Source organism: Anoxybacillus sp. TBDG-1 (assembly GCF_054815885.1).
Genome location: NZ_JBTZSY010000001.1, coordinates 87370 through 108719 on the forward strand (window position 1 = coordinate 87370; position 21350 = coordinate 108719).

At 40.3% G+C, this 21350-nt stretch carries 20 protein-coding genes; 17 read left to right on the forward strand and 3 right to left on the reverse strand.

Annotated elements, in window-relative coordinates:
• Window positions 1-48 precede the first annotated feature (48 nt).
• Genes ACYQY7_RS00415 through ACYQY7_RS00425 form a run of 3 tightly spaced genes read left to right on the forward strand, consistent with a single transcriptional unit; the run spans window position 49 to window position 5701 of the window.
• A complete protein-coding gene (locus ACYQY7_RS00415) occupies window positions 49-1353 on the forward strand; it encodes a bifunctional folylpolyglutamate synthase/dihydrofolate synthase (RefSeq protein WP_461200195.1) in 1305 nt (434 codons plus the stop codon).
• 58 nt (window positions 1354-1411) lie between these two features.
• Window positions 1412-4834, forward strand: a complete 3423-nt coding sequence (locus ACYQY7_RS00420) for a DUF5057 domain-containing protein (RefSeq protein ID WP_461200196.1) — start codon at window positions 1412-1414, stop codon at window positions 4832-4834.
• A gap of 18 nt (window positions 4835-4852) precedes the next feature.
• Window positions 4853-5701, forward strand: coding sequence for an ankyrin repeat domain-containing protein (locus ACYQY7_RS00425; protein WP_461200197.1), 849 nt, complete (start codon window positions 4853-4855; stop codon window positions 5699-5701).
• 10 nt (window positions 5702-5711) lie between these two features.
• On the opposite strand, the gene ACYQY7_RS00430 is transcribed toward ACYQY7_RS00425, so the two are convergent.
• Genes ACYQY7_RS00430 through ACYQY7_RS00440 form a run of 3 tightly spaced genes read right to left on the reverse strand, consistent with a single transcriptional unit; the run spans window position 5712 to window position 8505 of the window.
• Complete coding sequence (locus ACYQY7_RS00430) at window positions 5712-7349, reverse strand: hypothetical protein (protein WP_461200198.1); 1638 nt, start codon at window positions 7347-7349, stop codon at window positions 5712-5714.
• A 12-nt stretch (window positions 7350-7361) separates the two neighbouring features.
• A complete protein-coding gene (locus ACYQY7_RS00435; RefSeq protein ID WP_461200199.1) occupies window positions 7362-7931 on the reverse strand; it encodes a PulJ/GspJ family protein in 570 nt (189 codons plus the stop codon).
• Window positions 7915-8505 (reverse strand): type IV pilus modification PilV family protein, encoded by a 591-nt coding sequence (locus ACYQY7_RS00440; RefSeq protein ID WP_461200200.1) that lies wholly within the window; start codon window positions 8503-8505, stop codon window positions 7915-7917. Before ACYQY7_RS00440 ends, ACYQY7_RS00435 begins: the two co-directional genes overlap by 17 nt.
• An 88-nt stretch (window positions 8506-8593) precedes the next feature.
• On the opposite strand from ACYQY7_RS00440, the gene ACYQY7_RS00445 reads away from it, so the two are divergent.
• The 14 genes from ACYQY7_RS00445 to ACYQY7_RS00510 all read left to right on the forward strand — a co-directional run bounded on the left by ACYQY7_RS00445 (window position 8594) and on the right by ACYQY7_RS00510 (window position 21346).
• Window positions 8594-9790, forward strand: coding sequence for a VIT1/CCC1 transporter family protein (locus ACYQY7_RS00445; protein WP_461200201.1), 1197 nt, complete (start codon window positions 8594-8596; stop codon window positions 9788-9790).
• A complete protein-coding gene (locus ACYQY7_RS00450) occupies window positions 9787-10533 on the forward strand; it encodes a PRC-barrel domain-containing protein (RefSeq protein ID WP_461200202.1) in 747 nt (248 codons plus the stop codon). Before ACYQY7_RS00445 ends, ACYQY7_RS00450 begins: the two co-directional genes overlap by 4 nt.
• A 13-nt stretch (window positions 10534-10546) precedes the next feature.
• Window positions 10547-11815: a VanW family protein gene (locus ACYQY7_RS00455; RefSeq protein ID WP_461200203.1), complete on the forward strand. Its 1269-nt coding sequence runs from the start codon at window positions 10547-10549 to the stop codon at window positions 11813-11815.
• Entirely contained in the window at window positions 11812-13473 is a 1662-nt protein-coding gene (locus tag ACYQY7_RS00460) for a GspE/PulE family protein (protein WP_461200204.1), read from the forward strand. Before ACYQY7_RS00455 ends, ACYQY7_RS00460 begins: the two co-directional genes overlap by 4 nt.
• 10 nt (window positions 13474-13483) lie before the next feature.
• Window positions 13484-14518 (forward strand): type IV pilus twitching motility protein PilT, encoded by a 1035-nt coding sequence (locus ACYQY7_RS00465; RefSeq protein ID WP_461200205.1) that lies wholly within the window; start codon window positions 13484-13486, stop codon window positions 14516-14518.
• 5 nt (window positions 14519-14523) lie between these two features.
• Entirely contained in the window at window positions 14524-15735 is a 1212-nt protein-coding gene (locus tag ACYQY7_RS00470) for a type II secretion system F family protein (protein ID WP_461200206.1), read from the forward strand.
• 76 nt (window positions 15736-15811) lie between these two features.
• The gene (locus ACYQY7_RS00475) at window positions 15812-16351 is read left to right on the forward strand and encodes a prepilin-type N-terminal cleavage/methylation domain-containing protein (protein WP_461200207.1); all 540 of its coding nucleotides are present in this window, start codon (window positions 15812-15814) and stop codon (window positions 16349-16351) included.
• Between the two features lie 54 nt (window positions 16352-16405).
• Complete coding sequence (locus tag ACYQY7_RS00480) at window positions 16406-17155, forward strand: prepilin peptidase (RefSeq protein WP_461200208.1); 750 nt, start codon at window positions 16406-16408, stop codon at window positions 17153-17155.
• A 12-nt stretch (window positions 17156-17167) separates the two neighbouring features.
• Window positions 17168-18136, forward strand: a complete 969-nt coding sequence (gene pilM, locus ACYQY7_RS00485; RefSeq protein WP_461200209.1) for a type IV pilus biogenesis protein PilM — start codon at window positions 17168-17170, stop codon at window positions 18134-18136.
• Complete coding sequence (locus ACYQY7_RS00490) at window positions 18120-18701, forward strand: PilN domain-containing protein (protein ID WP_461200210.1); 582 nt, start codon at window positions 18120-18122, stop codon at window positions 18699-18701. The genes pilM and ACYQY7_RS00490 overlap by 17 nt, the downstream gene beginning before the upstream one ends.
• Window positions 18698-19324: a type 4a pilus biogenesis protein PilO gene (locus tag ACYQY7_RS00495; RefSeq protein ID WP_461200211.1), complete on the forward strand. Its 627-nt coding sequence runs from the start codon at window positions 18698-18700 to the stop codon at window positions 19322-19324. The genes ACYQY7_RS00490 and ACYQY7_RS00495 overlap by 4 nt, the downstream gene beginning before the upstream one ends.
• A gap of 13 nt (window positions 19325-19337) precedes the next feature.
• Window positions 19338-19778, forward strand: coding sequence for a type IV pilin protein (locus tag ACYQY7_RS00500; protein WP_461200212.1), 441 nt, complete (start codon window positions 19338-19340; stop codon window positions 19776-19778).
• 104 nt (window positions 19779-19882) lie between these two features.
• Window positions 19883-20662 (forward strand): SPOR domain-containing protein, encoded by a 780-nt coding sequence (locus tag ACYQY7_RS00505; RefSeq protein WP_461200213.1) that lies wholly within the window; start codon window positions 19883-19885, stop codon window positions 20660-20662.
• A gap of 114 nt (window positions 20663-20776) precedes the next feature.
• On the forward strand, window positions 20777-21346 hold the full coding sequence (locus ACYQY7_RS00510; RefSeq protein ID WP_461200214.1) for a Maf family protein: 570 nt from the start codon (window positions 20777-20779) through the stop codon (window positions 21344-21346).
• The last annotated feature ends 4 nt before the right edge of the window (window positions 21347-21350 follow it).

A 21350-nucleotide genomic window follows, 5' to 3' on the forward strand; every position in this document is an offset into this window, starting at 1 on the left:
CGAATCCACTTTGGGTTCGTCTTTCATTTTGTAGAGGAGGGATTTTTCATGGTTTTTACATATAAAGAAGCAGTCGATTGGATTCATAGCCGTCTATCACTAGGAGTGAAGCCGGGGCTTAAACGAATGGAATGGATGATGGAAAAGCTCGATCATCCAGAGCGCCGCATCAAAGCGATTCATGTCGGTGGGACGAACGGAAAAGGATCGACCGTTTGCTTTTTACGTCATATATTACAAGAAGCGGGATATCGTGTTGGAACATTTACATCGCCGTACGTTGAACAGTTTAATGAACGCATTAGCATAAACGGACAACCGATTAGCGATGTCGATCTGATCAAACTTGTGCAAATCATTCAGCCTTTAGCAGAACAGTTAGAACAGACGGAATTAGGTGGGCCGACGGAGTTTGAAGTCATTACCGCCATGGCGCTTTATTATTTCGGTAAAATGAACGTGCAAGACGTCGTCATTTTTGAAGTTGGACTTGGTGGTCGTTTAGATTCAACGAACATCATTTATCCGCTTTTATCGGTGATTACAAATGTCGGCTACGATCATATACATATATTAGGGGATACACTCGAACAAATCGCATTTGAAAAAGCGGGCATTATAAAGGCTGGCGTCCCTTTGATTACTGCGATCGAACAGCCTGAAGCGCTGCGTGTCGTAGAAGAAAAAGCAGCATCTGTGCGGGCAAAAGTATACGTCATTGACCGTGATTTTACTGCTTTTGCTCATGAGCCAACTGCGGATGGAGAACGTTTTTCACTGCAAACACCTTTCGCTTCATATGACGATGTAACAACAACAATGCTCGGTGCGCATCAAGTGAAAAACGCCGCACTTGCCCTTATGGCAGCCGATTATTTACGAACGTACTATTCGTTTCTTATCGAGCGCGAACATATGTATAATGGGGTTCGGCAAGCACAATGGATCGGACGATTTGAAAAGATGAACGATCGCCCACTTATTATTATTGATGGGGCGCATAACGAAGAAGGAATCGCTAGCCTTGTGGCGACGATGAACGCTCACTATCCGAACCATCGTGTGCATGTCCTTTTTACAGCGTTAGGCGATAAACCGGTCACAGCGATGATTCGAAAACTAGAAACGATTGCTGAAACGATGACGTTTACGACGTTTGATTTTCCACGTGTCCTTTCCGCCGAACAACTTGCGGAACAAGCGACGCATCCAAACGTGCAATGGACAAACGATTGGAAACAATGGTTAAAAGAAAAACGGAAACAAGTTGCCAAAGATGATATTATTTTAATTACAGGTTCACTTTATTTCATTTCAAACGTACGAAATTTTATAAAAAATAAATATAAGTAAGACGAAAATTGATGGTATAATAGATAAAAAGTAGGAGTTTTGAAAGGGGGAGAGGTAGGTGAAAAGGGCTGTTTCAGTAGTTTTAACGCTTCTTTTGCTCATTCCATTATTCATTCCTGTCATCACTGTACGTGCTAACAACAATATCACATACAATGTTCTTGAAATTGTTAGTCATGCCAATCAATTATCTTCATCACCGTTAAAACAAGAATTAGGAAGTACGTCGAATATCAATGTGACAACGATGACGATGAAACGTTTTGTCGCTTTGCGCGATGAATTAGACGGTAAATATGATGCGATTGTGATTTCGAGTGGCGATTATAATCCAACAAAACTAGGCATGACAACGAGCAGCAATAGAAGTGCATCGCATAATACAACGAATATTTTAAACGATGTGACAGATTTGAAAGCTGGACAAATAAAACAATTTTATATTGACAAAGGATTGCCTGTTTTTCTTCATGACAGTAGCGTGAAAAAGTATCCAACAAGTAAATTGTATAGTTACTCTCAATCCAATGCATGGAAATCAAAAACAAACGTCATTTTCTTTACAACGAATACGAACATGAAAAACTATTTTGCAACAAATGGCACGAAACGTCCTCGTTTGGTGTTAACACATATCCCATCTTCTACACAAACGTATAAAAAAGGGGACACATTGTCGTTCGTATACCAAATCACCAATTATGCGCAATTTCAAAATAAATTACTGACTGTCAACTTATATATTGACTCTGATTTTAACGACAAATATACGAGCGAAGAAATTGTTGCATCAAAACAAGTGCAAGGGGCAACAGGAACGATTTCATACACCCTTCCAGCAGGCTATTCTGGACCACGTTATTGGAAAGTAGAAATTGTTGATGAAACGAGTGCATTAAAAGATTATGAAAAAGGGTTTGTGAAGTTTCAAGATGTTGCAGCAAATATTAAAGTGTTACAAATTCGTAAAGGGAACGATGCAAGTTCTTTATTAAATACAAAAAATATGAATCCGAGCTTTTTAAGTCGTACAAATGAATATCATATTAGTATTGACGTAACAACATTAGCAGATTTTCAAAAAAGCAAGGCGTACGAGCCAAATTATTCACATGAAGTCATTAATGGTAAATATGATATGATTATTTTCGGTTTTGCAGATTGTTATAACGGATGTGGTTCTGTTATTTCTTTAAACCAAAATACAGTTCAATCCGTTAAAAACTTTATTCAGTCTGGTCAAAGCGTTATGTTTACACATGATGTGATGTTTGGAGCAAATAATGTATGGGTAAATGAGTTCGGTCCGATTGTGCAACAAATTCAACCGCAAACGGATTTAGGAAACGGTGCACCAAATCCATCGACAAGTACAAAACAAGTAAATAGCGGTTTAATGACAAACTATCCATTTGCATTAGGCGACAGCATTACAATCGCAACAACGCACAATCAATATTATACACTGAATTTAGAAAATGAGGATGTAATCCCTTGGTACAATATTAATGGATCTCCTCGTGATGTACACGATAGCTGGAACCATTATTATACGTATTCCAATGGAAACGTCACATACTCAGGAACAGGGCATGTAGGGACAACATCAGCATTCCCAGAAGATGAACAAAAATTATTTGTCAATACAATGTATCGTGCGTTTTTCGGTTCGAACCATGCACCGCAATTGACGGTCATTACGCCACAAGAAAATGAAAAAATTCCTAGCAATCAGCCAATTGAGCTATCGTATAAAGTGGAAGATTTAGATTTAGTCGATCGAACGTTTTCTACGAAAGTATGGTTAAACGATCAAGAAGTGTATGCGCAAAACAACGTACCAAACGGCACAACAATTATCCAATCGCTTCCGCACAATATGCCAAACGGTGGAACAGCGAAAATAAAAATTGAAGCAACCGACGCAAGGGGAGCGAAAGTAACGAAAGAATTTCAAGTCGTCATTGAAAAAGTATCGGCAAATATTGAAGTCAGTCGAACGATTTCAAAAACGCTCATCCCAGTTAATGAGGCGATGACGATACAATACACACTTACACCAAAACCATTATCGTTATTAACGAACACGTTGTTAAAAGTGACAAACGTTGCATTTGAAGAAAAATTGCCAGCAGGCATTGAAGTCGTTTCGTTGCCGAGTGGATTTACAAAACAAGGAACAATTACAGAAGGATATACAATTAAAGGGGTATTGCCAGACATTTCGTTTATCAAATCAGGAACGACGTATATCGCTGAATCACAAACGTTCGCGATTCAAGTGAAACCGACAACAAAAGGAACGTTTTCGTTATTGCAAGCAAAACTGACGTATAAAGATGTAAATGCACAACTTGTCAATCTATCATTTAACGCTTTATCGTTTGTTTCCAATTACAAAATTACAGATGTTACGCTGCCGAGTACCATTTTCGTAAACCGCGGCGTGCCGAAAAATGCGCAATTATTGCTAAACGTCTTGCCGCAAGAAGCAACGATCGCCTCAGTAGAATGGAGTGAAAATAGCAACGGACAAATCATTTCTATTGACCAAAACGGCGTCATTACCGCAATACAAGAAGGAACTGCACAAGTGACAGTAAAAGTAAAAGATATGTTTGGTAACGTAAAAACAACAACGATGACGGTTATTGTACGCATCCCCGTTGATTCGATCACAATAAACGATTTTACTGTTCACGTTGGTGAAACGATTCCAATTCCAATTACCGTATCACCAGCAGACGCGAAAAAAGCGGTCTCTTATTCACTAGGAAATAGTTTGTATGCGGAAGTGAATGGAACAAACGGAACAATTACTGGATTAAAAGAAGGGGTTACAACGTTAACTGTTCAAGCATTTAACAGAAACGATGAACTCATTCAAAAAACGGTTACTGTCACCGTTCAAGCGATCCCAGTAACTGCCGTTGTCGTATCGCCAACTGTTGTCAATATGAACATCGGTGAAACAGCTACTCTCACAGCAACAGTTGCACCAAACGATGCAACGTATAAGACAATTACATGGCGATCATCGAATCCGAATATCGCTTCGGTTGATGACAATGGAAAGGTTACAGGTGTGAGCACAGGGCAAGTGACAATTACCGCGCAAGCGCATAACGGTGTCATTGGTACAGCGATCGTTCATGTCGGTTCACCGTTAACAGGTATTTCACTTCCATCAACGCTCGTTGTGCAAAAAGGAAAAACAATCAATGTATTACCGTACATTTCACCAATTCCAGCAAATGCGACGACAAAAATTGTGAGCCGTTCATTTACGATCGGTAATAGTTATTATGCGGTTGTTGATTCGAATGGAGAAGTGACTGCGAAACGTCTCGGTGAAACGCCATTAACGGTAAAATTGATCGATGAAAATGGAAAAACGTGGACGGCATCAACGGTCATTCGTATCGTAGAACATGCGACAGATCCAATGAAAGGCGGAAATAAAAACGGCTGGTTGTACTAATAAAGGGTGTGGATACGTATGAAAAAAGTGGTGATGCTATTTGTCATCATCAGCTTGCTAAGCGGGTGCTTTCCGTCGCAAGAGGAAAAACAACAAAAATTTATTCGGGCGATTGAGCAAGGAAACGTTGAAGCAGTGCGTGACTATATGAAAAAAGAAAAAAATATTAATTTCAAAATAAAAAATGAAACACCGCTTGATGTGGCGATGCGTACCGGTCAGCGCGACATTGCGGTGAAACTATTAAAAGCTGGAGGAAAGTCGGCTGTCATGCCGCTTCCTCCCCTTCATTTTGCGCTCGCTTCTTCCTTAGCTCAAGGTGATGAAGAAAATATTGAAATGGTGAAACAAATAGTGAATGAAGAGACGGTTCGAGAGAAAGACAAAGAAAATAATACTCCCTTGCATATTGCGGCAGGGAGTGGGGACGTTTCCCTCGTTCAACTCGTTTGTCAATACGACGTTGATGTCAATGCAGAAAATAAACAAGGTGAAACGCCATTATTGCTTGCGGTGCAGGCTGGAAATATCGATGTTGTTCGTTTTTTATATGAGCGCGGAGCAAATATGGAAATCGCCAATAAAGATGGTGAAACCCCGCTATATAAAGCAGTGGAACGAAATTTTATTGATGTGGCAACATATTTACTAGAGAAGGGTGCGAATGTAGACGCGAAAACAAACATCGGAAAAACCCCGTTAATGGTCGCAGCCGAGTATGGTTATGATGAATTAGTGGCGCTCTTGCTTCGCTACGGAGCCGATGTGCATGTGAAAGACAAAATCGGCAACACCGCACTTTCTCTTGCGCAATATTGGAAACACGAAAACATTATAAAACAGCTAAAGGAAAAAGGAGCCAAATAGCTCCTTTTTTTCATTGTACCCGTATTTCATCGACAATAACGGCAAGCTGCTTAACAAGCGGTAAACCAAGTCCGCGGTTAATAAACACATCTCTATTATGTTTCACGACAAAACGAGCATATTGTTTTTGTTCTTCTTCTGATGAGATAGGCGTTTGAAATGAAAGATTTGTTCCGTTATCATTCGTTTCACCACGATACGTATTCACAATCAACCCGTTTTCATCTGTGTACGGAATAATGGAGCTATTGCCGCGAGCAAATAGCCCACCTTCAATATTTATATATGATCCGACAGCATAAATCACGGCATTGCTGTCTGTATAGAAAAATCCTTTTAAGTTTGGTGTTGTGAATGAAAAATGGTTTGTAAATTCATTGACACGAGCAATTTCGAGTTCCCCTTTTGTTAATAACACAACTTCTTTCCCATTTAAGCCGCTAATTGTCGTATTGTAAATGGACGTATTTCCATTGACGTATACGGTAGAATCGAATGCCACTTGTCCTGTAATCGTTAAATTGCCGAGTACAATCATGTTTCCTTTTATTTGTAAAGAGGAACTTCCTGCATTTTCTAAAGTCAAATCGCCGTTTACAATGAGCCATTGCTCATCATTTAAAGTTAACGACGTAATATCGACATACGGAACGGTACTTGTATCAAGGAAAATAGATTTTCCGCTAGCAATCGCACCTTCTAATGCGGTTGGTAAATCGCTTGAGTCATTCACAACAACAGTCACAAATGACGATTTTATTTGTTCGACAAGCTCGGATAATGATAAAGAAATAAGACTTTGATATTGAGCTTGTTTGCTCGGATCAAATCCATCAATACCAGCCGCTGATAGTAATTTATCTTTTAATGTCAAATCAAAATTTACATCAATAAAGTCATCTTGTTCTTTTTGAACGCTTGGTCCTTGGTATTGAAACAACAGTGAACCCGATGTAAAATCGTTCATGTTTTTTGTAAATGCAGTTGATACGGTGTAACAACTTCTCGCTCCATTTCCATGATCGCACGCATAACGATTGCCTTCAACAAACAATATACTTTTTTCACTAGTCGTCGGAAAGCTCGTTTGTACGGAATAAAGCGTTGAGTTGTAAATATAGTTAGCAACGTTTGTGACGTATATATCTTTTTCTGTGTATATGTTGCCGTCAATATATGCTCCACCATTTAACGTAACGTTTTCACGCGAACCAAGGGCATATTTTAAAAAGCTCGGCGCGTTCGTAATAATCACTTCACGTGTGACCATTTTGTTTCCGTATGGGGCGGATATACGAAAAACGCGTGTAAATAGTTTATTGCGCATTATCCCTTTTGCATCGGTGATATCTTCAATTGTGACGTTATGGCGATTCATAAGTTCGTTTAAAAAGCCAGCTTGTGCATTTCCTAAATCGAGATCAAGCTGCATCGGAGTTAATAACGACAATTGTTCAACTTTTACTTTTAATTCAGCTACCGTTTCCTCTACCGCTTTTACAGCATCGTGAAGCGATGTGACATCTTCTACGCGTATTTGCGTAAATTTTGCTTGATATATGCTGACGGATAAAATCGTAAGTCCAATAATAAAAAAGATAGTGACTGTTAACATAACGAGTACAAGGCTATATCCTTTCTCGTTCATCCCTCTCCCCCCTTAAAACCCGAATTGTGATTGCAATGTAAACGGTTCAATATATAACGGATCGTTTGGGTTGCGATGATCATTGTCTTGAACAGATAAACGAATGGAAATGACGCCGCTTTTACATACGTTTTTTTGTTCTTGTACGCACGTATAAGTGAACGTTGATTGTTCAGGAACGATACGTAAATTACTTGATGTGATTTGTTTATCATTTATTTGTAATGTTCCCGTTGCTTCATCTATCTTGATTTGCAACATTTGACCTTCTTTTTCTTTTTCTTCGACAAGACCTGTATTTGTATCAATTTCCTTTTTTATGTTATTGACGAACGTCAATGTATGCTCGTTTGATTCATTTTTGTTTAAACCGTCTGGCGCAAGGGCATATAGTTCGTTAAAAATCGTTGTCATCAATATATCTGCTTCACTTCGCAATTGACTTTCAATGCCAATCCTTTTATACGCCTTCGTTCCTGCTGTAAATACGCCATATGCAGAAGCGGCAATGATCGATGTGATCGCTAAGCCGACAAGTAGTTCAATAAGTGTTAGTCCTTGTTCATTAGCGAATACTTTCATTGGCGATCACCCCTTTTAAAACGATTGTTTCGTTGTTTAAACGGACGGTAACATATAAACGAAGTAAATAGTTGCTTACATTTTCTTTTATATCTTTCTCGTTTTGAATCGTTTGTTTTAAAGAGTTAGGAAACTCGTTTGGCGGGTTTGTTTTTATGTTTGACCATATCGTTTGATCGTATGGAATTAACCAAGCTTGTACGTCTTCTTCATCATACGTTACGTTGTTAACTGTCGGTGCAAAAACAGCTTGACATACGTCTTCATTAGGAAATAACGATGTATTGGAACATGACGAAGCATCGAAACGTATAAACGGTGTTTGTTCTGTCATATGGTCATGGACATAGGCATTGATCGTTTGGAAATCGAGACGTTCCATATAATGAATAACCCCACGAGCGATATTGACGGCAACGGTTTTTGATTGGCTATACGCTGTGTATGTCATCGCATGAGTGAAAAACATGAACATGCCGCTCACTACAAATGATAAGATAACAATCGACAATAGTACTTCAATTAACGTGAAGCCACGTTTGTTATAAAAAATATTTATTTTCTTTTGACACATTTTCCTTCCCCTTCTTTTAAAATACATAACTTTATTATACAATATGTTAGAGTTAGGTGTTGTATCATTTGCGAATGGGGGGAGCGATTTGCCGTATTTATTTTTTGCGATCTTTTTTCTCATCTTAATCCCCATCTATATGCGTTTGCCTTTTGGATGGACAAAAAAAGGGATTACTCTTTTATTAACAGTAGCTTGTTTATTAAGCGTCTTTGGCATAGTTGCACTTGAGCAATTTCCACTTTGGCAGGCGGCATTATTTCTTTTACTTTTAGTGATTGCTAGCACATATTTACTTGAACAAAAGCTCGGTCATTTATTTTATGCACGCATTTATGAGCACGATTTGATTGTCGAAGATGACGGAGAAGATGAGCGAAAGGATGAACAGCCGCTTATTAGGAAAGAAGCAGTGGAAGAAAATCCGAAAAATGAGTTGCAACAAGTAGATGACATAGATGTCGAATGGAGTGAGGGTGATTGGCAGGAAGTCGAGCAACCCGTTGTGATCGAGCCGTTAAAAGATGAATATAATGATACGATTGAACCGATCGCGGATATGGACGATGTCATTGAACCGTTACAAAACGATGACATAGATGTAGACGAAGCGTTTATCATGCAAGAACGGTGGGATGATTTGCTTAGCGAAACAAGTAATGAAACGTCACGCGATGAAGCATTTGAGAGTGAAACAAAAGAAGGGTTTGATATAGAAACGCTCGCTATCGTAGAACAACCGATCGAACAAATGGCTAACGAACGACATGAAAGCGAAACGACGTTACAGAGTTTTGTCGTACATACAGTTGGCGAGCAAGAAATGGATATTATTCCGAGTATCGATCATGCTTTACACGAGCAAGACGAAGGGACAAACATTCCGATAATTGAAGAAGTGGTTGTTTATGAAGAACAAACGTTCCAGAGCGTATATGACGAGAAGGAAACAACCGCGGGAGAAAACACAAATGAACCTTTACGTATACTTCCAAAACCTTTGCTAAAAAATTTACTTGCTTCTTTATACGCGATGCGCCCGTCGTTATCGGACGCGGAATACGAACAGCTTATTCATAAACATTTACATCCTCGCTTACACGAACAAGATTATTATACATTTGCAAATGTATTAATGGAGCATTATGTCGCTTCAAAACAATATGAAAAGCTACATCTTTTTGCAAAACAATTGTATGCTCAATATGGGTCTTATCCAATGATTCAACAACAATTAACACATATGATACATTACGCTGAACAAAAAATGGGGTGGAAAAAATGAAAAGTAGCACACAAGTTATTGGTCTTCCAGTCATTAGTATTCAAAACGGAGTTCAACTTGGACAAGTAAAGTCACTTGTTGTAAATCCAGAAAAAGGAACAGTCGATTTTTTAATTGTTGACCAAGAAAATTGGGAAATTAGTATGAAAGCAATTCCGTTTCGAAATGTGATCGGAATTGGGGAGTTTGCGGTAACGGTTGAAGAAGAACGAGCTGTTCTTGACTTAAACGTTATTCCCATTGCGAATGAGCTTGTCAATAAAAAAATTGCGATTAAACAAGCAAAAGTGATGACAAGAAAAGGTCAACTGCTTGGAGAAGCAACAGAATTTTATATAGATGAAGAAACAGGACAAATTACAGGCATTGAAGTGCAAATCGGAAACGACTGTCGCGTCGTTCGTGCTGATCACGTCATTACGTATGGAAAAGAGCTATTAATCGTTCATGAAGATGCACAGCAAACAGTTGTTTCGGACGTGAGTGAATTGTTGTCACTAAAAGGGACGCAAGTAGAGCCCCTTATTGAACAAATTGCTCCAAAAACAGTTGAAACTGAACTTGATGAGTTGCGTCGAAAACAAATTGATATGTTAACAGGAAAACGAGTGTTAAAAGATATTGTGGATGCAAACGGTCAAATATTCATCTCGAAAGATACAATTTTAACGAAAGAAGACGTCATGCGTGCGCAAGAAGAAGGACCAGATGTTGTTATTGAACTGTCGATGAATGTCGAGTAAGGGGGCGTATGCCGTGCGCCAAATCGTTTCATTCAAGCTATTTTTTACGTTACTTGTCACCGTTTCATATTTACTTGCTAGTACAAAATTGGCAACGTGGGCGTACGAATCGTTTGTCAGCGGAGACAAATTTGCCGAAGGAACGATGATCGGACCGATTGACGTATCTAATCGTTCATATGAAGAAGCGCGTGAACAAATGAGTCAAAAAGTGAACGAGTGGAAGCAATCGGCAACGATGACGCTTATGCTAGAAGGAAAAGAGATAACGGTACAAACGAATCATTTTACGTTTCATATTGAGGAGAGCATAAAACAAGCGGTGAGCGGGAAGCACGCCCCTCTCCTCGTTTCTATTGATGCCAAAGCATTGCAAGATGCCATTTCTTCTATCGGTGCATCAAACGACTGGATTGATATAGAAAAGGTAAAAACCCAATTGGAACAAGCAGCTGCCTCACTTACATCCACTCAACTATCGCTTGTTCAATATGTTCGGGAAGACATGCAACAACAAACAATATTGTCGCAAGCTGTTATTCCTTTACATGAAGAGCTTCGAACAATTTCGACAACAACAATTGTTATTGAGCCGAAGCAAATATTTTCTGTTTTGGACTTTTTCAAAAAACAAGGAATAAGTTTATCAAAAGAAGCAATGACGTTATTTGCGTCAGCTTTATATGAAGCGATTGTACCGACGAACTTTGAGATTGTTGAACGACATACGAGCACCGTATTGCCAAACGGAGTCAAGGCAGGATTTGAAGCAGCTGTTGAACAAGACAAAAGAGATTTTATTTTCTTTAATCCAAACGATCAAGCATACACTTTTGAGTTAGTGATCGAAGGGAATGACATGCGAGCGTCTTTGATCGGTGCGCCATTTATATATCAATACGTATTAAAAACAGATCCTATTGAGTATTATGATCCGAAAACAATTGTGCAATATAGTGCGTTGCTGAAGCCGAACGAAAAGCGGGTAAAAGAAGAAGGAAAAAAAGGAATGCTTATTCGCTTATATAAAGAAGTGTACGATCGAAACCGCACATTAGTTGAGACCGTGCTCGTTTCGGAAGATTTTTATCCACCGATTCATCGCGTCGAGGTGCGTGGATTACGGTCTGAGACAAGTGGGACACCAACACCAAACGAATCACCAGCACCTAATGAATCATTAACACCAAGCGAAACACCTTCAACCGAAGGAACAGAGCAAGACGATATATGGGGAAATGAAAACGAGCAAATCAAGGGAAATGAGGGTGGGACCTCATGAAAAAGCAAGAACGAAAACGATTAGGTGATTTGTTAATTGAAGCAGGACTTATTACAAAAGAACAGCTTGAAGAGACGTTAAAAGAAAAGGCGCCTGGGCAAAAATTAGGCGATGCGTTATTGCAACGCGGCTATATTACCGAACAACAATTAATTGAAGTATTAGAGTTTCAACTCGGCATCCCACACGTCAGTTTATATCGGTATCCGATTGATCCGAAACTAACGAACCTTGTACCGAAAGAATTTGCAAAACGTAATATGCTCATTCCTTTAAAGCAAGAAGGGGATCGGCTATTTGTCGCCATGGCAGACCCGATGGACTTTTTTGCAATTGACGATTTGCGTCTATCGACCGGTTTTCATATTGAGGTGGCGATTGCATCAAAAGACGATATTTTACGGGCAATTAATAAGTATTACGATATTGATGATTCGGTTGAAGAATTTTTAAACATTGCGCCGGTACAAGAGCCTCGCGAACAGGAGAAGCTGATTGAAGAGGATTCACCGATTGTTCGGCTCGTTAATCAAATTTTACAAATGGCAGTAGAACAGCGAGCAAGCGATATTCATATCGACCCACAGGAGACGAAAGTTGTCATTCGTTACCGAATTGACGGGATTTTACGTACAGAACGAGCGTTGCCGAAACATATGCAAGGGATGTTAACAGCACGTATAAAAATTTTAGCCAATATGGATATTACAGAACATCGCGTTCCACAAGATGGGCGTATTAAAATGAATATTGATTTTCATCCGATTGATTTGCGTGTATCGACGTTGCCGACAATTTACGGCGAAAAAATTGTTATGCGCGTGCTTGATTTAGGTGCGGCATTGAATGATTTAAATAAACTGGGATTTAATAAAGTCAACTTGCAACGGTTTATTCAGCTCATTGAACAGCCGACGGGCATCGTGTTAATTACGGGACCGACGGGTTCAGGAAAATCATCGACACTTTATGCAGCGTTAAATCGGTTAAACGGTGAACATGTGAACATTATTACAATTGAAGACCCTGTCGAATATCAGCTTGAAGGGGTTAACCAAATTCAAGTGAATCCAAATGTCGGGATGACATTTGCAGAAGGGTTGCGCTCTATTTTACGGCAAGACCCGAACATTATTATGGTCGGGGAGATTCGTGATCGCGAAACGGCGGAAGTCGCGATTCGTGCATCTTTAACGGGGCATCTTGTGTTAAGTACGTTGCACACAAACGACGCATTAAGCACCGTGGCTCGTTTAATTGATATGGGCGTCGAGCCGTTTTTAGTTGCAACATCACTTTCAGGAGTGGTTTCACAACGTCTCGTTCGTCGTGTTTGCCGCGATTGTCAAGCAGAACACGAACCGACGAAGCGAGAAATCGAAATTTTCTCTCGTCGTGGTTTGAAAATTGAAAAAGTGATGCGCGGTCGAGGCTGTCCGACGTGCAATATGACAGGATATAAAGGACGTATTGCGCTACATGAGTTAATGGTCATGTCTGATGACATGAGAAAAGTCATTTTAAATGGGGAACCGCTTTCGAAATTACGTGAAATCGCAATAAAAAATAAAATGATTTTTCTAATTGATGATGGTCTATTAAAAGTAAAGCAAGGGCTGACGACAACAGAAGAAGTGTTGCGCGTAAGTATTGTCTAGGGTGATGAAGATGAAACAAAAAGTAGATGCGATGTTGCGTGCTGCATTTGAGTTAAAAGCATCTGATATTCATTTGACGGTCGGTATTCCTCCTATTTTTCGTATTAATGGGGATTTGAAGCGATATGGGCAAGACGTATTGTCACCAACTGATACGGAACAAATGGCAAAAGCGATCGTTCCAGAAAAGATGTGGTCTTATTTTGAAGAAAACGGGGAGCTAGATTTGTCGTATAGCCTCGCGGGCGTTTCACGCTTTCGTGTAAACGTGTTTAAACAGCGTGGTTGCATATCGCTTGCTATTCGCATTGTGCCGACAAAAATTCCGACGCTTGACGAATTGCAACTGCCAGATGTATTGAAAAAGTTAGTGACAAAACCTCAAGGACTCATTCTCGTAACAGGACCAACGGGAAGCGGAAAGTCGACGACGTTAGCCGCAATGATTGACTATATGAATAAAACGATGCGTAAACATATTATTACGCTTGAAGATCCGATTGAATATGTGCATAAACACGGAGGATGTGTCATTGATCAACGCGAAGTTGGGACCGATACGAACAATTTCGCAAACGGTTTGCGGGCAGCACTTCGGCAAGATCCGGACGTCATTTTAGTCGGCGAAATGCGCGATTTAGAAACGATTCAAACAGCCATTACCGCCGCAGAAACAGGACATCTCGTATTCGGTACACTTCATACGTCGAGTGCGCCCGCAACGATTGATCGAATTATTGACGTGTTTCAACCAGAACAGCAAGCACAAATTCGCATTCAATTAGCGACCGTTTTAGTTGCGATCATTTCGCAACGATTATTCCCGCGCGCCCAAAACAACGGGCGAATTGCCGCGACGGAAATTTTAATCAATAATGCAGCTGTTGCGAATTTAATTCGCAACGGGAAAATTCATCAAATTCCGAGCATCATGCAAACGAATCGTACGCTTGGTATGCATACGCTTGAGGCAAGCATGAAAGAGCTTATGCAGCAAGGATTGATCGCAAAAGAATCGGTCGAGCCGTACTTGCAGAAAGGATGATAAACATGGCGCAATTTCGCTATGAAGCGCGCGACGTGCGCGGGCGAGTGAAAAAAGGAACGATTGTTGCTTCATCGCGCCGAGATGTCATGATGAAACTGCGCGAACAACGATTAAAAGTCATTGATGTTCGTGAAATGCCGCAGACGTTATTAACGAAAGAAATTACGTTCGGCAACCCTGTGAAGCTGCAGCATTTCGTCATTTATTTGCGTCAATTTGCAACGCTTTTAAAGGCAGGAGTAACGATTGTCGACGCCACTCGCATTTTAGCGGAACAAACGGAAAGCAAAGCGTTAAAAAAAGCGCTTGTTCACATTGAAGAACAATTAAGGAGCGGTCAACCGTTATCTACAGCGATGACCGATCACCCAAATATTTTTCCTCCGCTCGTCATTAATATGATTCGGGCTGGGGAAGCGAGCGGAAGTATGGAAGAAACGCTTGAGAGGCTTGCCGATCATTTTGAAAAAGTGCATCGTACAAGGCAAAAAATTGTTTCCGCTTTGGCGTATCCTGTTGTTGTTGGAATCATTGCGGTCATCGTTGTCATCTTTTTGCTTGTTAGTGTTGTTCCGACATTTGTTTCGATGTTTGCGGATTTCGGGGCGGAGTTGCCAGCGATCACAAAGTTTGTGCTACGTGCAAGTGAAGTGATGCAAACGTACTGGTGGGGCGTTATTTTACTCATGTTTAGCCTATACGGATTACTTTTTTTATTAAAAAGACAAAAAGTGACGAAATATTATTTAGATGTCATTGTGTTGCGCATGCCGATTTTTGGGAGCATGATGCAAAAAGCAGTACTTGCTCGCATGACGCGCACATTAAGTTCCCTTTTTTCAAGCGCTGTTCCGATTTTACAAGCGCTGGCGATTGTTGAAGCGGTCGTTGAAAATGAAGTCGTCGCTCGCGTCATTCGTACATCGCGTGATGCGCTTGAGCGCGGAGAATCGTTAACAGAACCAATGAAGCGACATTGGGCATTTCCTCCGCTTGTGACGCAAATGATTGCGATTGGAGAACAAACAGGTTCATTAGATGCGATGCTTGCGAAAGTGGCTGACTTTTACGAAGCGGAAGTCGAAGCGGCTACCGATCGTTTAAAATCGCTTATTGAACCGCTTATGATCGTCTTGCTTGCCGGCGTTGTCGGGACGATCGTCACATCTATTTTAGTACCGATGTTTGATATATTTAATCATATTCAACAATAAAACTAGTACTTTTCAACTAGATAGTTGATCGTGTAAAATAATTAAAGGAAACAAAAAAATGCAAAGGAGAGGAATTATGTTAAAGAAATTGATTCGCAACGAAAAAGGTTTAACATTAATTGAGTTGTTAGCAGTTATCGTTATTTTAGGAATTATTGCCGCTATTGCGATTCCGAGCATTGGGGGATTAATCGACAACTCGAAAAAAGATGCGCACGTAGCAAACGCACAACAAATGATTAACGCAGCAAAAATTGCTGTAACGGCGGATAAAGATTTGATTCCGGCTAATAGTAAATATACAGTTCTTCCACTCGCTTATTTAGAAAACAAGGGCTATTTAGAGACAGTAAAAGATCCAGACGGGGATGCTGGAACATATAAAAAAGGACCTGATCAATATGATGGCAAACCAATTACCAATCAATCTGAAGATCCAAAAGCAGCGTATTCTTATGTACTTATAAAAAATGAAGACACCAAATTAAAATATTATGCAAAACTAATTAATAGCTCACGTGGTGTATTCGGAACAGGTGGAGTTGCTGTAGAAGAAAAAGACTTAAAACGTGATGCAGTAAACGCAATTCAGCAACAACAGCAGCCACAGCAATAAATAATCATTAAGAATAAATAAAGAAATTGAAATTTACAATTAGAGTGATCGCATATGTTGTTTTTTATTTCCTTCCTCCTCGGTCTTCTTCTCGGCTCGTTTTATAATGTTGTTGGGTTAAGGGTGCCGAAAGGGGAGTCGATTGTTGCGCCGCGTTCGCATTGTCCATCTTGTAAGCGAACGTTGACAGCGTTAGAGTTAATTCCGGTCGTTTCGTATATGTTGCAAAAAGGGAAATGTCGCGCGTGTTGTGCGCGCATTTCCTTTGTTTATCCGTTCGTTGAGCTGTCCACGGCTATATTGTTTACGCTCGCCCCATTTCTTGTCGGTTGGTCAGCGGAAGTAGCCGTTAGTTGGACGCTCATTTCTCTGTTCGTTATTATTTTCGTTTCTGATGTGCATTATATGATTATTCCAAATCGTGTTTTATTATTTTTCGCTCCGCTTCTTTTCATTGAGCGCATATGGCTTGTGCCGCTTACTCCTTGGTGGGATAGTTTGCTCGGCAGTTTTGTTGGGTTTATAATGTTATTTATTATTGCGCTCGTTAGTAAAGGTGGAATGGGCGGTGGAGATATTAAACTGTTTGCGGTGATCGGTTTGGCGCTTGGAGTAAAACTGACGATTTTAGCGTTCTTTTTATCGACGCTCGTTGGAACGATGTTTGGTCTGATTGGCATGGCAATAGGGCGTGTGAAGCGTGGCGAACCGATGCCATTTGGACCAGCGATTGCCGTTGGAACGCTTATTGCTTATTTTTTTGGGGAAGCGATGATCGATACGTATGTAAAGGTTATGATGTAAGGAGAGCAAACTATGCGGCTTTTTTCGATGAAAAATAAAGTGGGCAACATTGTCATAAAAGATCACGTCATTCGCTATGTCGAGTTGAAACAACAACAACCGCTCATATTGCATACATGCGAGGAATGGCCGCTTCCAGAAGGAATTGTACGAGACGGGAAAATTGCCGATGGAGAGCAACTCGCTCACATTATGGAGCAATGTGTCAGCACATGGAAAATGAAGCATCGCCGCATCCGCTTTCTTGTTCCTGATCCGCTTATCGTCATTCGTAAAATTCCATTACCGAAAGAAATCGAGCATGAAGATATACGCAGTTATTTATTTATGGAAATTGGTGCGACCATTCCACTTCCGTTTGAAGATGCTGTATTTGACTATGCGGTGCTTGAAAAAACGAAAGAAGCGCTTCACGTTTTATTGTTCGCAGCTCCAGAAACGAACGTCATGCAATATGCGGAGCTGTTTGAAGCAGTTAAGTTAAAACCGATTGTGGCAGATATTTCTCCGCTTAGTTTATATCGCTTATTTTACACGTTTAATTTAGCGAACGACATCGATCACTTTTTATTTGTTCAATTTGATTTATCGTCGTTAAATGTCAGCGTCTTTCATCAGCATCGTCCGATATTTACTCGTCAGCTAGCATTTGATTCCCAATGGACATATTGGGAGAAAACGAATGAAGGATGGAAGTGGTTAAAAGAAGGACAACCCGAGCTTCAGCTTGAAGATGTATACAAAGAGTTAGAGCGCGTCATGAACTTTTATCGTTTTTCACTGCAAAAAGGCGAGGCGCAAATTACGCGCATCGTTATAACTGGCGATCATCCGCTCGTTTATACATTTTCCCTTTTGTTACAAGAGCGTCTTGATGTGGCGGTGGAAACGTTAACGTTGCCGCTTTCGATCGACCCTGCTTACTACTTACCAATTGGACTCGGATTAAAAGAGGGTAATGCACATGTTAGTAGAAATTAACTTACTCCCAAAACGAGAACGGAAATCGCGCTTCATCCCGCTTTTATCAATTGTGGTGGCGGTCTTATTCATTGTTAGTGCAACAACATTTTATTTCGTTGTACAGCGCATGGAGCAGCAAATTGAGCAATTGAAAACGGAGCTCGATCAAACGAAAGCGTTGCGCATCGCTGAAGAAGAAAAACAAAAAACAGCAACGAACGCATCTGTCGGAGTTCAATTACAAGAAGCGATTCAATGGGCGGAACAATATCCGATTCATACGGTCGCGCTGTTGCATGAATTCATTGAACGGTTGCCTGAGCGCGGCTTTTTAATGAACGTTTCATATGCCCGTGATGGTGCCATTCAATTGACAGCTCAATTTGATACAACACGTGAAAGCGCCGCCTATTTACAAGCGTTAAAAGATGCATCGTTTATCGCTGATGTGAAACTGACAAGCTTAACTGCAACAGAAGGAAAGGCAGAAGAAGAAGGAACAATGCCGCGATATATTGGACAATTTTCTGTTCAACTCAATATGGAAGAATGGAAAAAACAGCAACAAGGAGGGGGAAAATGAGAAAAGGACTTATTGTGGCGGTCTCTCTCTTGTTGTTTTTGTTACTATCATTTGTCCTTTATATGTATGTATATAAACCGCTCGATGATCGCAGAGAGCAATTACAAACAGAATTACAAATGGAAAAAAAGTTGTTACAAACGTTACAAAGTAAACAAACGTCGGGCGAATTGCGCACGAGCATCGTCGAACTACAAAAACGTATTCCTGTTCAACCGTTTGTTGAACAATTTTTATTAGACATTGAAAAAGCAGAAGTCGTCTCAAATAGTGAGGTATTATCGCTTTCGTTTCAAGAAGGAGAAAACGTTGAGGGACCTCCAACGCCGATTCAAAAATTGACAGTCAGTCTATCTGTTCGTTCTCCTTCCTATTTTGCACTCGAACAATTTATTGATGTGTTAGAGCGATCAAAGCGCATCTTTTCAGTTGATTCATTATCGTTTACAGGATATGAAGAATGGACGACAGTCATGGATGAAGTGCCAGAAATGTCTTATTCCCTTACCGTTTCAACGTTTTATGCGCCAGAATTGCGCCAATGGATTGAGCAATTGCCACCGCTTGATTTACCGCAACCGAGCGAAAAGCGAAATCCGTTTCCTTCATTAACGGAACAATAAAGGGGTCGGTCGGATGCAAGATGAACGGGGAATGACGCTAATCGAACTGTTAGCTGTCATCGTCATTTTAAGTATTTTAGTCATGATTGCGACAGTGTCTGTCGTTGAGGTCATTAAAAAGTCGCGTGATCGAGCGTTTGTTGCGACAGCGTATACGCTCTATGAAGCGGCACGGCTTCATGTTGGTGCGCAAAAAGTAGAATTTTTAACGCCAAATGAAAGTGAAACGTTGACGTACAAGCAATTAGTTGATGATGGGGTTCTTGAAGAAATTATGGATCCATACACATCAAAACGTTTGCCACCAAATGATGATTCGTATGTCATTGTGACAAAACAAAGTGACGGTACGATCACATATGCCGTTTGTTTAAAAGGGGAAACGAAGCAAATTTGTCAAGAAAACGGCATACCAGTTGACCAATTGTCGGTAAATGATATTCAAGAGCGATAGTGCGAAATTTGACGAAAACCTTCCACGACGAGACGACAAATGTCTCGTTTTTTTTTTCTTTTTTTATGTTACGATGATCGAAGATGGCAGCGGGAGGGAAAAAAATGGACAAGCCAGCGAAAAAAGCGATCGTTATTAAAGTGAACGGAAAAGAGCAACCATACACGTCAGTGACGAATACATTGCCCCAATGGTCGAACGAGGAAAGTAATGAACAAAATGAAAAACAAGATGAGTTCATATCATTTGAAATGAGTAAACGATATACGAAACGATCACCTTGGCGCTCCTTTGTATTAGCGATCGCTTTAGCGGTCGTTCTTGGGACAAGCTTCGGCTTACTTGTATTAACGATCATCCCGACAATCGAAAAAACACCAGCAACAGAGACGTTCCAGCAAGAACAAAAGGAAGAAGCACCGATTGCCCAAAGAACAGAAACCGTTTTTGTTGTTCAAGGGGGGGTGTTTCAAGATAGCCAAGCGGCAAATGCGTATGTGCAAAAAATAAAAGGTCAACAACGCCCGAGTGTTACGGTTGGGGAAAATCGTGTTTACGTGTTTTTAGGGATGGCATTAACAAAAGAAGAGGCAAAAAAAATAGCGAGCTTATATGATCCACTCGGAATTGACACATACGTAAAACCGTGGAATGTATCCATCGATGAAAAAGAAAAAGAAGCGTTTTTTACGATCGTTTCTTTTATTAGCAAGTTGCTAGCTGGGCAACAACTTGTTAATGAACAGTGGAAACAGCTACAGTCGTATTCGTTTCATAACGAACATATGAAAAAAGCGTATGAAGCGCTTCAAACTTTTCAACAAACAAACGATGACGCACAACTATGGAAAGCACAACAATATATATTAAACGTTTTACAATAAGAAGCGATTTGCTTCTTTTTTTCTTTGTCGAACCGTTGTATATTGTGTATAAATTTGGTACGATACAAGTGTATCTTCCTTGAAACAAACGCTCATGACAGAAAGGTGATGACGATGCAACTTGTGTTAGCTTCTAGTTCTCCTCGTCGCAAACAACTTCTTCGTATGCTTGGACTTCCGTTTGACATCCTCGTCAGCGATGTCGATGAATCATTTGATGCGAACTTATCCCCAAATGAAATTGTACAACAGCTCGCGTATAAAAAAGCAAATGCGGTATGGCAACAAGCAAGTGATGCGTGCGTCATCGGTGCTGATACGATTGTCGTATGTGAAGGAGAAGTGCTTGGAAAGCCAACAAGTGAACAAGACGCCTTTCGGATGTTAAAACGTTTATCAGGAACGACACATGAAGTGTGGACAGGGGTAGCGATTTGTGCGAAAAAAGAATGCGTCACATTTGCTGAAAAAACGAACGTTACATTTTGGCCGCTTTCAGATGAAGACATTTGGGCGTATATTGCGACAAAAGAGCCGCTCGATAAAGCGGGCGCGTACGGCATTCAACAGCGCGGAGCACTTTTTGTTCAAAAAATTGACGGTGACTATTTTTCTGTTGTTGGTTTGCCGATCGCGAAACTCGCTCGCGAATTAAAAAAATTCGGATTTTACCCATTTCGTTAAAAAA